At 67.6% G+C, this 14,042-nt stretch carries 11 protein-coding genes; all 11 read right to left on the reverse strand.

Annotation, left to right across the window (positions count from 1 at the left end; translation table 11 throughout):
* Nucleotides 1-2,176, reverse strand: a 2,176-nt coding sequence (gene ligA / locus ACE3TU_RS10915; protein ID WP_374623988.1) for an NAD-dependent DNA ligase LigA, incomplete at its 3' end; no start/stop codon positions are given.
* Nucleotides 2,173-3,843, reverse strand: coding sequence for a DNA repair protein RecN (recN, locus tag ACE3TU_RS10920; RefSeq protein ID WP_374623991.1), 1,671 nt, complete (start codon nucleotides 3,841-3,843; stop codon nucleotides 2,173-2,175). The genes recN and ligA, both read right to left, overlap by 4 nt.
* Before the next feature lie 99 nt (nucleotides 3,844-3,942).
* The gene (locus ACE3TU_RS10925; protein WP_374623994.1) at nucleotides 3,943-4,773 is read right to left on the reverse strand and encodes an outer membrane protein assembly factor BamD; all 831 of its coding nucleotides are present in this window, start codon (nucleotides 4,771-4,773) and stop codon (nucleotides 3,943-3,945) included.
* Between the two features lie 92 nt (nucleotides 4,774-4,865).
* Nucleotides 4,866-5,822 (reverse strand): UDP-3-O-acyl-N-acetylglucosamine deacetylase, encoded by a 957-nt coding sequence (lpxC, locus tag ACE3TU_RS10930; RefSeq protein ID WP_374623997.1) that lies wholly within the window; start codon nucleotides 5,820-5,822, stop codon nucleotides 4,866-4,868.
* Between the two features lie 107 nt (nucleotides 5,823-5,929).
* On the reverse strand, nucleotides 5,930-7,582 hold the full coding sequence (ftsZ, locus tag ACE3TU_RS10935; RefSeq protein ID WP_374624000.1) for a cell division protein FtsZ: 1,653 nt from the start codon (nucleotides 7,580-7,582) through the stop codon (nucleotides 5,930-5,932).
* A gap of 189 nt (nucleotides 7,583-7,771) precedes the next feature.
* Nucleotides 7,772-9,085, reverse strand: coding sequence for a cell division protein FtsA (gene ftsA / locus ACE3TU_RS10940; RefSeq protein ID WP_374624003.1), 1,314 nt, complete (start codon nucleotides 9,083-9,085; stop codon nucleotides 7,772-7,774).
* Nucleotides 9,086-9,128: 43 nt separating this feature from the next.
* Entirely contained in the window at nucleotides 9,129-9,869 is a 741-nt protein-coding gene (locus ACE3TU_RS10945) for a cell division protein FtsQ/DivIB (protein WP_374624006.1), read from the reverse strand.
* A 146-nt stretch (nucleotides 9,870-10,015) separates the two neighbouring features.
* A complete protein-coding gene (locus ACE3TU_RS10950; protein ID WP_374624009.1) occupies nucleotides 10,016-10,936 on the reverse strand; it encodes a D-alanine--D-alanine ligase in 921 nt (306 codons plus the stop codon).
* A 192-nt stretch (nucleotides 10,937-11,128) separates the two neighbouring features.
* Nucleotides 11,129-12,103 carry a UDP-N-acetylmuramate dehydrogenase gene (murB, locus tag ACE3TU_RS10955; protein ID WP_374624017.1) on the reverse strand — a complete coding sequence of 325 codons (975 nt, stop codon included), beginning with the start codon at nucleotides 12,101-12,103 and terminating at the stop codon, nucleotides 11,129-11,131.
* Nucleotides 12,103-13,527, reverse strand: coding sequence for a UDP-N-acetylmuramate--L-alanine ligase (gene murC, locus ACE3TU_RS10960; protein ID WP_374624011.1), 1,425 nt, complete (start codon nucleotides 13,525-13,527; stop codon nucleotides 12,103-12,105). Before murC ends, murB begins: the two co-directional genes overlap by 1 nt.
* On the reverse strand, nucleotides 13,524-14,042 hold a 519-nt coding region (locus tag ACE3TU_RS10965; RefSeq protein WP_374624014.1), incomplete at its 5' end, for a glycosyltransferase. The genes ACE3TU_RS10965 and murC, both read right to left, overlap by 4 nt.

Consider the following 14,042-nt stretch of genomic DNA (forward strand, 5'->3'; position numbering starts at 1 on the left):
CGAGCACAAGGATGCCGAGGTCCTGGGCCTGCTTGAGCTTGCTGCCCGCGCCCGGCCCGGCGACGACGATATCGGTGTTCTTCGAGACCGAACCGGCCACCTTGGCACCCAGCCGCTCGGCCATGGCCTTGGCTTCGCCGCGCGTGAGCTTCTCGAGCGTGCCGGTGAACACCACGGTCTTGCCGGCCACCTCGCTGTCGGCCGAGACGGTCAGCACATAGTCGTTCGGCCTCACCTGCCCCAGCAGCCTGTCGAACGCCGCGACATTGCGCTCGTTGGCGAAGAAATCGCGCAGCGAACTCCAGACCGTGTCGCCGATGCCGTTGATCGAGGGAAAGACCTCGTGCAGGTCGCCGTCGCGCTGCCCGGCGGCCACCGCGGTGTCGCGCAGCGCCGCGACCGTCGAGAAGGTCCGCGCCAGCATCGCCGCGGTGGTTTCCCCGATATGCGGAATGCCCAGCGCGAAGACGAAGCGATCGAGCTCCGGGGCGCGGCGCGCATCGATGGCGTCGAACAGCTTGTCGAGGCCCTCGAAGCTGCGCTCCTCGACGCCCCGAACGGCCTTGCGCGACTTGCCCGACGCAGCCTCGCGCTGGCGCGCCTGCTCCTCCCGCCGCTCGGCAAAGGCGACCTGCACCTCGGCCCGCCGGTCGCGCAGCGTGAAGATGTCGGCGGCGGTGCGAACGAGGCCCGACGAAAACAGCAGGTCGATGTTCTCCGCCCCCAATCCCTCGATGTCCATGGCGCCGCGCGACACGAAGTGCCGCAGCCGCTCTACCGCCTGTGCCGGGCAGATCAGCTCGCCGGTGCAGCGGCGACGGGAATCCTCCTTGCCGGTCTTCTCGTTGATCTCGCGGATGGCGGGCGAGCCGCAGACCGGGCAGACATGCGGCATCCGATAGGGCTCGGCTTCGGCCGGCCGCCTCTCGATCAGCACGTCGACGATTTGCGGGATCACGTCGCCGGCGCGCTGGATGACCACCGTGTCGCCGATGCGGATGTCCTTGCCGCCGCGGATCGGCAGGCCGCTACTGTCGCGACCGGCGATGTAGTCCTCGTTGTGGAGCGTGACGTTCTCGACCGTCACGCCGCCGACGCTGACCGGATCGAGCCGGGCGACGGGCGCGAGCGTGCCGGTGCGCCCGACCTGGATATCGATGCCGCGCACCACCGTGGAGGCCTGCTCGGCCGGGAACTTGTGGGCGACCGCCCAGCGCGGCTCGCCGGTGACGAACCCCCAGCGCCGCTGCAGCTCCAATTGGTCCACCTTGTAGACCACGCCATCGATGTCGTAACCCAGCGACGACCGCTGCGCCTCGATCAGCCGGTAGTGAGCGATGAGTTCCTCGGCGGAGCTCGCCCGCACCATCAGCGGGCTGACGCGGAACCCCCACTGCGCGAACATCCTCACTGCCTCGAACTGGGTCGGCGCGGGATCGCGGCTGGCATGGCCCCAGGCATAGGCGAAGAAGTTGAGGTTGCGGCTGGCGGTGATCGCCGGATCCTTCTGGCGCAGCGAACCGGCCGCGGTGTTGCGCGGGTTGACGTATTCCTTCTTGCCGTCGACCGCTGCCCGCGCCTTGAGCGCCTCGAACTCGGCAAAGCTCATGTAGACCTCGCCCCGGATTTCGATGGTCTCGGGCCAGCCCGTGCCGGCAAGGCGATGCGGGATATCGGCGATGGTCCGCAGGTTGGCGGTGATGTCCTCGCCCACCGAGCCGTCGCCGCGCGTCGCGCCCTGCACGAATTCGCCGTTCTCGTAGCGCAGCGACGCCGACAGGCCGTCAATCTTGGGCTCGGCGGTGAAGGCCAGGTCGAGGTCCCTGTCGCGCTCGAAGAAGCGCCGGCCGCGCTCTATGAAGTCGAGCACGTCCTGATCGGTGTAGGCCTTGGCGAGGCTGAGCATCGGTACGGCGTGCCGGACCTTGGCGAAGCCCTCCGCCGCAGGTGCCCCGACCCGACCAGTGAGGCTGTCGGCCTGCCGGAGCTCGGGAAAAGCCGTCTCGATCGCCTGGTAACGCAGCTTCAGCGCGTCGTAGTCGGCGTCCGAGATCTCCGGCATGTCGTTCTGGTGGTAGGCAATGTCCGCAGCGTCGATCAGCTGCCTGAGGCGCGCCAGCTCGGCGGTGGCCTCTGCCTCCGAATAGCTCTCGATTTCCCGATCGTCGACGCTCACGACACCTCCGAAATGAGCTTGCCGGCCGCCGCCCGTGCCTCGTCGGTGACCTTGGCGCCGGCCAGCATGCGGGCCACTTCTTCCTGACGGGCCGCGCCATCGAGGTGGCGGACATGGGTGCGCATGAAGGCCCCCTCCTCGATCGCCTGCTTCTCGATCAGCATGTGCCGGTTGGCCCGTGCCGCGACCTGCGGCGCGTGCGTGACCGCCAGCACCTGCACCTTGCGGGCCAGTCGCGCCAGGCGCCGGCCGATCGCATCGGCGACCGCGCCGCCGACACCGGTATCGATCTCGTCGAAGACCAGCACCGGCGCCGACCCGCGATCGGCGAGAACCACCTTGAGCGCCAGCAGGAAGCGGCTGAGTTCGCCGCCGGAGGCCACCTTGAGCAGCGGCCCGGCCGCGGTCCCGGGGTTGGTCTGGACGTGGAAGGCGACCTGGTCCCAGCCGGCGGCCGCGATCCGTGCCGGATTGGTCTCGAGATCGACGATGAAGCGGGCCGCGCCGAGCTTGAGATCAGGCAACTCGCCCTCGACCGCGCGCGCCAGCTGCTCGGCGGCCGCGTGACGGGCTGTGCTGAGGGCACCGGCCGCCACCGTGTAGGACTGGCGCGCCGCCGCCGCGGCGGCCTCCAGTACCTCGAGACTCGCTTCGCCGCTCTGCAGCGCCTCGAGGTCGGCCCGGTAGCGCGCGAGGACCCCCGGCAGGCCGTCGCAGCTGGTGTGGTGCTTGCGCGCCGCGGCCCGCAGCGCAAAGAGCCGCTCCTCCACCCGCTCGAGGTCGCTCGGATCGAAGGCCATTTCCCGCTTCAACTGCTCGAGCGCCTCCGATGTCGCATCGAGCGAGACCAGCGTCGCATCGAGGGCATCGACGACCGGCCGGAACACCGCCGCTCCGGCATCGGCCTTGCGCATCAGCCGGCGCATCAGGCTCGCCAGCGTCGGCCCCGGCGCCGTGGGCCCGTTCAGGATCTCGTCGGCGTCGCGCACCTCTTCGGCCGCCCGCTCGAGCTGCATGAGGCGCTGGCGACGCTCCGCCAGCACCTCCTCCTCGCCGGCCTCCGGGGCGAGATCGGACAGCTCCTCGACGACATGCCGCGCATAATCCTCGCGGCCCTGCGCCTCGATGATCAGCGCGCGCTGTCCTTCGACCGCCGCATCGGCCTCGACGAGCGCCTCGTAGGCGCCGTTGACGGCCGCACTGAGTCCGTCGTGCCCGCCGAACGCATCGAGGGCGGCGCGATGGGTCGCGACATCGACCAGCGCCCGATCGTCATGCTGTCCGTGGATCTCGACGATCAGCGATCCGATCGCCTGCAGCAGCCCGGCCGATACCGGCTGATCGTTGATGAAGGCGCGTGTGCGGCCGTCGGCGAACTGCACGCGCCTGAGGATCACCTCGTCGTCATCGGAGATGGCATTGGCCCTCAGGGCCTCCCGCGCCGGGTGCCGACGCGGCAGCTGCACCACCGCCACCACCTGGCCGCTATCCGTCCCGGCCCGCACCAGCGAGGCATCGCCGCGCCCGCCGAGCGCCAACGTCAGCGCATCGAGGAGAATCGACTTGCCCGCCCCGGTTTCACCGGTGAGAGCGGTGAGACCAGCGTCGAGCGCCAGATCGAGCTGGTCGATCAGAACGATGTTGCGAACCGAAAGCGTGCTCAGCATTCGGGACTGGCCCCTCGACAACCTGCCCCCGGCCCGGGACGGCACGTTCCGGACAAACTATCGCAAACCGGAACAAACGGGCAACAGATAACTTGCGGGTCAGCTCGTCTTGAGCTGCGCCAGGCTGCTGCCGGAGTGGATCTGCGGGCTGACGCCCTGCCTCTGCAGCAGGTCGAACGCCTGCTTGTACCAGGAGCTCTTGGGGTAGTTGTGCCCGAGCACCGCCGCCGCCGTCTGCGCTTCGGTGATCAGCCCGAGCGACAGATTCGCCTCGGTCAGCCGATAGAGCGCCTCCTCGATATGCGTCGAGGTCTGGAACTTCTCGACAACGGTGCGGAAACGGTTGATCGCGGCGGCATACTGCCCGTTGCCCAGGTAGTAGCGCCCGACCGACATCTCCTTGCCCGCGAGATTGTCGACGCCGATCACCAGCTTCTCGCGGGCGTCCTTGGCATACTGGCTCTCGGGGTAGTTCGAGATGATCAGGCTGTAGGTCTCGATCGCGTCCTGCGAGATCTGCTGGTCGCGGGTGATGTCCTTGATCTGGCCGAAGTACGAATTGCCCTTGAGATAGAGAACGTACGCCGTCTCCTTCGACCCCGGATAGAGCGCCATGTAGCGATCGGCGGCGAGGATGGCGTCGGGAAAGCGACCGATTCGGTAGTTGGCGTAGACCTGCATCAGCTTCGCCTTCTCGTTGAACTCCGAGTAGGGATGCTGACGTTCGAGCTTTTCCAGCGTGGCAATGGCCGTGATGTAGCGCTGGCCGTCCATCTCGCTGAGCGCCTGCTGATACAGCGTATCGGGCGGAATGATCGGCTCTTCCTTGATCTTGGGCTGGCCGAACATGTTGCAGCCGGCCAGCAGCAGCACCACGGCGCCGACCAGCACGAGGCGCGACATGCGCTGAAACGACCCTGCTTGCACCATGCTTGTCACAACCGGCCCCATTCCTCTACGCGCCACCTTAAGCAAGGCGGCCAACTACTCGCAAATAAGATCAAAACTGTGGCGTCGGGGAATCAGCCGACGGACCGCAGATAAGACCTGACATTGATGCCTTCGGGCATGTCGTCCAGGGCATCGAAGGCTTCCGGGAGGTCTTCCGCCGACACGATCTCGTAATTCGCCTCGCTGGCGAACAGCCCGTGCAGCACCAGCGCATTGAGCGCATGGCCGCCCTTGTACGAGCGGAAGCGACCGTAGATCGGCAAGCCGCACAGCGCCAGGTCGCCGATCGCGTCGAGCAGCTTGTGCCGCACGAACTCGTCCTCGTAGCGCAGCCCCGAAGGATTAAGAATGCGGTCCTCGTGCACGGTGATCGAGTTGTCCATCGAGGAGCCGAGCGCGTAGCCGGCCTGGCGCAGGATCTTGCCGTCCCTGACGAAGCCGAAGGTGCGTGCCCGCGAGACGTCCTCGTAGTACTTGCGCGGCGTCCAGTCGAAGATCATCCGCTGCCGGCCGATGACGCGGCTGTCGAAGTCGATCTCGAGGTCCAGCATGCGCCCATTGTAGGGCTCCAGCGCCGCCGAGGCCTCGTTGTTGCGCACGAGAACCTGGCGCATGATCTTGATGAAGCGACGCGGCGCCGGTTGCACCGTCAGCCCGACTTCCATGATCCCCTGCACGAACGGCCAGGCGCTGCCGTCGACGATCGGGCATTCCTCGCCCCTGAGCACCAGGTGCGCGTTGTCGACGCCCAGGCCGCTGAGGGCGGAGACCACATGCTCCACCGTCGCCACCGACGCGCTCTCCCCCAGGTCGATCGTGGTGCAGAGCGTGGTGCGCGTGACGCGGGAGAAATGCACGGGCACCGGACCGACCTTGCGGCCATCGTCGTAGACCCGGGTGATGGTGTAGCCGCTGTCGGGTGCGGCAGGCTCCATGACCAGCGTAACGGGGGCACCCGAGTGGACGCCAATGCCGCTGAATTCGAGGGCATCGGCCAGGGTGCGCTGCCGCGCCGAGAGCTTCTGCATTCTGAAAGGACTCCCGCCCCGTCCGTGACCCGAAGCAGTCATAGACAATAAAATCCCGGCGCGGAAGCCGCACCGGGACCTGACTTCAGCGCTTTCTGCGCTCGGCCCTAGCCGTGCTTTCGCAGGAAGGCCGGGATCTCGATATGCTCCTTGGGAGCAGGCTGCGACGACGGCCTGCCGTGCTGATCGAGATTGCCTCGCGCCCCTTCGGCGGGCGCCGAACCCCGCGGATTCCGGGAGGCTCCGGCCTCGATGGCACTGCGGGCCGCCGCATCGTCGGCCGACAGGTCCGGCGGCATCTGCTGACGCACCGGCTCGGCCGGCTTCATGCCGAGACCCACATTGGAGGCGAGGCGCTTGAACAGCGCGCGAGCGTTGCGCGGCTCGGCCTCCTGCTTTTCTTGTTCGCTGAGTGACCGCCTTGCAACAACAGGCAGTTCCTCGGTCCGCGGCATGCGCCGCTGTCCGTCCGGCCGCTCGGCGCTCGAGGGCACGTAGACGCTCGGCATCGGCATCTCAGCGGCGCGCGGCGCCTCCTCGACATGGTGGCTGCTGGCAGCCGTCGGGATATAGGGCTCGACGGTGATGCCGTCGTCCTCGTGGTACTCGGGATAGGCGGGCTCGGCATGCGTGATGGCTTCGGCCACCGCCTGCTGCACCTGCGACTCGAATTCGGGCGCGGCGACCGGTTCCGGCTGCGGGGCGGCGATCTCGGGCGCCGCGCGCCGCATCGTCTGCACGTTGAGCGGCACGCGCGCCGGGTTCGCCTTCATCGGCTCGAGCGCCTGCACCATGGTGGCATCGGTGCCGGTGGCCACGACCGAGACCCGGATCGTGCCGGTCATGTCGGGATCGAAGGTCGCCCCCAGGATGATGTTGGCGTCCTGATCGACTTCTTCGCGAATCCGGCTCGCCGCCTCGTCGACTTCGTACAGCGTCAGGTCCGGGCCGCCGGTGATCGAGATCAGCAGTCCGCGGGCGCCGTGCATGGACACGTCGTCGAGCAGCGGATTGGCGATCGCGGCTTCTGCCGCATGCCGGGCGCGGTCTTCGCCCGAGGCTTCTCCTGTGCCCATCATCGCCTTGCCCATGCCGCGCATGACGGCGCGCACATCGGCAAAATCGAGATTGATCAGACCTTCCTTGACCATCAGGTCGGTGATGCAGGCGACACCGGAGTAGAGCACCTGGTCCGCCATCTTGAAGGCATCCGCGAACGTCGTTTTCTCGTTGGCGACGCGGAAGAGATTCTGGTTCGGAATGACGATCAGCGTGTCGACGTGCCGATGCAGCTCATCGATCCCGTCCTCGGCGAGGCGGGCGCGGCGATTGCCTTCGAAGGTGAACGGCTTGGTCACCACACCGACGGTGAGGATGCCCTGCTCGCGGGCCGCGCGGGCCACCACGGGCGCCGCACCGGTTCCGGTGCCGCCGCCCATGCCGGCGGTGATGAACACCATGTGCGCGCCCGACAGGTGGTCGTTGATCTCGTCGTAGCTCTCTTCGGCGGCGGCCCGACCGACCTCGGGATGCGACCCCGCCCCGAGCCCCTCGGTAACCGACACACCGAGCTGGATGATGCGCTGCGCGCTGGAGAGCGCGAGGGCCTGGGCATCGGTGTTGGCACAGACAAAGTCCACCCCCGAGAGGCCGGAGGCAATCATGTTGTTGACTGCGTTTCCGCCCGCGCCGCCCACACCGAAAACGGTGATGCGTGGCTTCAGTTCCTGAATGTCCGGGATGGTGAGGTTGATCGTCATGATGGCCCCATGAGTGGCGTGTGGGACCAGTATTAGTCGCCAATTCGTTAATCAGACCCTAACAATGCAGCCCAATCGGTTAACGCCATAGCAATTTGCGAGGGCCGGAGGCGCGCAGGTTACGCGCCGTTAAGCATGTTGCGCCGAACGGCGCGGAACCGCGGCGTTCGAGGGGCCGATCGGACAGAATCAGAAGCTCGAGCGGAGCCAGCCCCCGACCCGGGCGAGGTAGCCATCGGTGCCGGTGAGCTTGGCGACGCGGCGGGGCTCGGAGTACTCCTGCGCGCAGACCTGCGGGTAGATCAGCATCCCTGCGACAGTAGCGAAGGCGGGGCCCTTCGCCATGTCCGGCAGGCCCGAGATGCCCATGGGACGGCCATTGCGCACGTTGCGCGCCAGGATGCGACGGGCGACCTCGGGCAATCCCGTGAGTTCGCTGGCGCCTCCGGTCAGCACGAACCGGCGGCCGCAGACGTCCATCATCCCGGTCGACTGCATGCGATCCTTGATGGCGGTCAGCACTTCCTCGACCCGCGGCCGGATGATGCGCGTGATGTGCGAACGCGGAATCTGCCCCGGCGCCTCGTCGCGGGTGGCACCGACCGGGGTGATCGGGATCAGGTCGCGCTCGTCGGCCTGGCCCGGCAGCACCGAGCCGTACATGGTCTTCAGCCTCTCCGCATCGGCGATGCCGACCGACAGATGGCGTGCGATATCGAGGGTGAGGTGATGTCCGCCGATGGCGATGGCATCGGCGTAGACGAGGTGACCGTCGGCGAAGACGGAAACCGTGGTGGTGGCACCACCGAAGTCGATGCAGGCGACCCCCAGTTCGCTTTCGTCATCGACGAGGGTCGAGAGCCCGGACGCGTAGGGCGTCGCCGTCAGCGCCTCGATCTGCAGGTGACAGCGGTGCAGCACCAGCTCGATGTTGCGCATGGCGAGCGTCTCGGCCGAGACCACGGCCACATCGACCGCCAGTTTCTCGCCCACCATGCCGCGGGGATCGCGGATCCCCTTCTGACCGTCGAGCGAGTAGCCGATCGGCAGCGCATGGATGATCGAGCGCTCCGGCCGGACGGAACGGTCGTTGACGGCGCGCAGCACGCGCTGGATGTCGGCACGCTCGACTTCCTGGCCGCCCAGGTCGACGGCAGCCGAAAAGGTCTCCGAGCCCAGCCGGCCGGCGGTGACGTTGACGATCACCGACTGGATGGTCACGCCGGCGGCGCGCTCGGCCATGCCGACGACGGTGCGCACCGCCTGCTCTGCCTTGTCGAGATCGCTGATCACCCCGCTCTTGACCCCGGCGGACGGCCCATAGCCGTAGCCGATGACCTCGACCGTATGCGTCCGGCGCCTGAGGGCCTTGCCCTCGGTGCGGGGAACCAGGCGGGCAATGACGCAGGCGATCTTGGTCGACCCGATGTCCAGCACGGACACCAGTGTGGTGCGACCCGGCTGAAGCGGCTTGAGCCGGGCGGTCATGGCATCGGTCATCATCGTCGGTACGTTCCGGTTGTCCCTGGCCTTGGCGTGAAGCGGCCTAAGGCTTCTTCTTCTTCTTGCCGTCGGCGATCTGCTGGCTGGCCAGTTCGCCCGGCCGCAGGGCGAGGAGGCCCGGCACGCGCAGGTCGATCTGGGTCACGTCGCGATCCAGCAGTTGATAGTCCCGCTGGTACGCCTCCAGGCGGTCCAGCGCCTGCGCGACGCCCAGCTCGGGCAGCTGCACGCGCAGTCCGTTGCGGTAGATCAGGTCCCATCGGCGGTCGCCGATCCGGCTGAGCGCTGCCAGTCCCGACTTCAGCGCCGCATGCCGATCGAGGGCCAGCGCCATGGCGACGGAGTCGTCGGCCGCGCCTTCGCCGATGAACAGCGGCAGTTCGGTATAGGACGCGACGTCCGTCCCGATCTTCTGCCCGCGATTGTCGATCAGCCAGGTGACGTCGCCGACCCGCCAGCGGGCGACCGGCACCCTCTCGACGATGCTGACGATCACCTTGTTGGGGTAGACCTTGCGCACCGTCGCCGACTCGACCGCCCGGAGCCACTCGAGCCGCGCCTGCGCCTTCTGCGCATCGAAGGTCAGGGTCGAGTTGCCGGTCCCCACGGTGAGCAGGGTGATGATGTCCTTGTCGTCGGTCAGGCTCTGCCCCGAAATCTCGATGGCCTTGATCCCGAAGCCGGCCTGGGCGAACTCGCCCTGGACGAACCGGTACGCCGTGGTGCCCGCCGCAACCAGGACATCGCGGGCTTCGAAGGCGCCGACGATGAACAGCAGGGCCATGACCGCTCCGGCGATGCGGACGATCAGACCCTTGTGAAGCACCCAGGTATGACTGGCGACGACCGCGAGGGGATGCCGCCCGGGCCGGAGCGGGGCCGGAAGCCGGCGCGGATCGACGACCTGGGCATCAGCAAAACCCTGTGCCCCTACCTGTTGCAACTCGCATCCTCCACCAGCCAGGCGCAAAGGTCCTCGAACGAGTGCCCGGCGTGACGGGCCTGTTCGGGAGCCAGCGACGTTTCGGTCATGCCCGGCTGGGTGTTGATCTCGAGGCAGACGAGTTCTCCCTCTGCCCCGGCCTGGTCGTTGAAGCGGAAGTCCGTCCGCGAGACGCCCCGGCACCCGAGCGCTGCATGCGCCTTGAGCGCAATCTTCTGCACTTTGTCGTAAATATTCGGTTGCACCGGCGCCGGCAGGAGGTGGTTTGACCCGCCTTTGGCGTACTTGGCCTCGAAATTGTAAAAGCTGAGGTCGGTGATGATCTCCGTGACCCCGAGCGCCACATCCCCCATGACGGCGCAGGTCAGGTCCCGGCCCGGCACGTAGCGCTCGACCATCACCTCCTCGCCGGCATTCCAGTCCTCGCGCAGGATCTCCTGCGGCGGGTGGCTGTGGTCCGCCCTGACGATGAAGACCCCGACGCTCGATCCATCGGCGATCGGCTTGACCACGTAGGGCGGCGCCATGACGTGCTGGCGCGCCACCTCGGCCCGGTTGACGATCAGGTGATCGGTCACCGGAATGCCGACCGCCTTGAACATGATCTTGGCCTGGTGCTTGTTCATCGCCAGCGCCGAGGCCAGCACGCCGGAATGCGTATAGGGGATGCGCAGGAACTCGAGCACGCCCTGGATGGTGCCATCCTCGCCAAAGGGACCGTGCAGGGCATTGAACGCGACATCCGGCGCGACGGCGCGCAGCCGCTCGGCGATATCGAAGCCCACGTCGACCTCGGTGACGCGGTAGCCGGCCCGCCGCAGCGCGTCGGCGCACTGGCGGCCCGAACTGAGCGACACCTGGCGTTCGTTGGACACCCCACCCATCAGAACGGCGACGTGCTTGGTCATTTGTTGGCTTCCGTCGCTGGTGGCAGTTGCTTCTGAGGCCCGAGGACGGCGTCACCCCCCACCCCAGCCCTCCCCGCGAGGGGCAGGGTCTCGGCTGGTGACAGCGGGGCGATCGAACCGAAGACGTCGGCGGGCACCTCCCCCCTTGCGGGGGAGGCCGGGAGGGGGGGCTCGACGGACTCGTCGGTCAAGTCACACCACCCCGGTGAACGGCTCGCCGTCCATGAACTCGCGCACTTCCCGACCCGGCACGAAGTGACCCATGCGGCGGATCTCCCACTTGAGCTCGATGCCGTGGGTGTCGCGCACCTTCTGGCGCACCATCTCGCCCAGCGTCTCGACCTCGAAGGCGTCGGCCTCGCCGAGGTTGAGGAGGAAATTGGCATGCAGTTCGCTCATCTGGGCGTTGCCGAAGGTGAGGCCCCTGCCCCCGGCCGCGTCGATCAGCTTCCAGCTCGAATGCCCCTCGGGGTTCTTGAAGGTCGAGCCGCCGGTCTTGGCCTTGGTCGGCTGCGAACTCTCGCGCTTCTCGGTGATCTCGCGCATCCGGTTGAGGATATCGTCCTTGTCGCCCGCGAACCCCTGGTAGATCGCGGACGTGTAGATGGCTCCGCGCGGCCCGTTCGACTTGCGGTAGAGGTAGCCCATGTCGGCATTGCTGAGCGTGACGATCTCGCCCGCCCGCGTCACCGCCGTCAGCTCGGCCATGCGGTCGCGCGTCTCGGTGCCGTAGCAGCCGGCATTCATGTAGAGCGCTCCGCCGATGCCGCCGGGAATCCCCCGATAGAAGGTCAGTCCGTCGATGCCGGCCTCAGCCGCGGCGGTCGCCACCTTGACGTCGGGCAGCGCGGCGCCGACCCGCAACCGGTGGTTGTCGAGGATCTCGATATTGCCGAAGCCCCGGGCCGACAGGCGGATGACGACGCCATCAAGGCCCCCGTCGCGGATCAGCAGGTTCGACCCCAGCCCGATCACCGTGACGCGGATATCGGCCGGCAGGTTGCGCATGAAGTAGGCGAGGTCGGCTTCGTCGGCCGGCTGGTAGAACAATTGCGCCGGCCCGCCGACGCGGAACCAGGTGACTTCGCTGAGCGGCTGGTTCGCCGCGTACCGGCCGCGCACGTCCGCCAGCCACGGGAATTTGGGGATCAGGTCGGGCCACTGCATCATGGCTGCACCGCCTCGGAGCCGATGAGCGCGCCGAGTTCCGCCGGCAGCGACGCCGCCCACTGCGTGATGCTGCCGGCCCCGAGGCAGACGACGTAGTCGCCATCGGCGACACGGCCCGCCAGAAGCGGAGCGAGGGCCTCGGGGCGATCGATCACCCGCGCGTCACGATGGCCGCGAGCCCGGATGCGAGAGACGAGTTCCTCGTGCGTGACCCCTTCGATCGGGACCTCCCCCGCCGCATAGATCGGAGCCACGATGACGGTGTCGGCATCGTTGAAGCAGGTGGCGAACTCGTTGAAGAGGTCGTTGACGCGGGTGTAGCGGTGCGGCTGCACCACCGCGACGACGTCGCGCCGTGTCGACTGCCGCGCCGCCTTGAGCACGGCGGCAATCTCCACCGGATGATGGCCGTAGTCGTCGATAACGGTCACCCCGCCGACCGTGCCGGTCCTGGTGAACCGGCGCTTGACGCCCGAGAAGGTCTTGAGGCCCTTGCGGATGGCCTCGGCGGGGACCTTGAGCTGGTCGGCGACCGCGATCGCCGCGGTTGCGTTGAGCGCGTTGTGCTCGCCGGGCATCGGCAGTTCCAGCCCCTCGATGCGCAGATGCGTCATGCGAATGCGATCGCGGATCTCGACGGCGAAGTGGCTCGCTCCATCGTAGATCTCGAGATCGACCAGCCGCACGTCGGCCTGCGGATTGCGCCCGTAGGTGATCACCCGCCGATCGCGGATCTGTCCGACCAGTGCCTGTACCTCGGGGTGGTCGAGGCACATCACGGCAAAGCCGTAGAAGGGCACGTTCTCGACGAAGGTGAGAAAGGCCTGCTTGACGTGCTCGAAGTCGTTGTAGTGGTCGAGATGCTCGGGATCGACATTGGTGACGATCGCCACGTCGGCCGGAAGCTTGACGAAGGTGCCGTCGCTTTCGTCGGCCTCGACCACCATCCACTCCCCGTCGCCCAGCCGGGCGTTCGTCCCATAGGCATTGATGATCCCGCCATTGATGACGGTGGGATCGAGGTTGCCCGCATCGAGCAGCGTCGCCACCAGCGTGGTGGTCGTGGTCTTGCCATGCGTGCCGCCGATGGCGATGGCATTCTTGAAGCGCATGATCTCGGCGAGCATCTCGGCCCGCCGCACCACCGGCAGCCCGCGGGCACGTGCCGCGTCGAGTTCCGGATTGCCCTTCTTGATGGCGGAGGAAATGACGACGACCGCTGCATCCTTGAGGTTTTCGGCCCGCTGGCCGATCTCGACCTCGATGCCCATCTTGCGCAGCCGCTGCACGTTCGGGTTCTCGGCGCTGTCTGAACCGCGGACCTTGTAGCCCTGGTTGTGCAGGATCTCGGCAATGCCGCTCATGCCGATGCCACCGATGCCGACAAAGTGCACCGGACCGATGTTGCGCGGCATCTTCATGTAGTCTTCCCCTTCTGGGCCATGGTGATCGCCAGGTCGGCGAGCGTCGAGACGGCGTCCGGCCGACCCAGCGCCGCAGCCGCGGCCGCGGCCCGCTCGAGCGCCGGCGGATCACCGAAAAGTGAGGCCAGACGAGTGCCCAGCGATTGGGGCGTAAGCGTGGCCTGCTCGGCGATCCAGCCGCCGCCGGCAGCCTCGATGACCAGCGCGTTGTTCTTCTGGTCGGCATCGATCGAGCCGGGCAGCGGCACGAAGATCGCCGGACGGCCGATGGCGGCCAGCTCGGTGACGGTTGAGGCTCCCGACCGGCAGATGACCAGATGCGCGGCCGCCATCCGCTCGGGCAGGTCGGCGAAGAAGGGCGCCAGCTCGACATTGACCTTGAGTTGCCGGTAGGCCTCGGCCACCCGGTCGAGGTCTTCGGCGCGCGCCTGCTGCACGATGCGAAGGCGCCCGCGCAGCCCCTCGGGGAGCAGCGCCACGGCGGGGGGGACGAGATCGGCGAAGATGCGCGC

The organism is Devosia sp. (assembly GCF_041917035.1).
Taxonomy (GTDB): domain Bacteria; phylum Pseudomonadota; class Alphaproteobacteria; order Rhizobiales; family Devosiaceae; genus Devosia_A.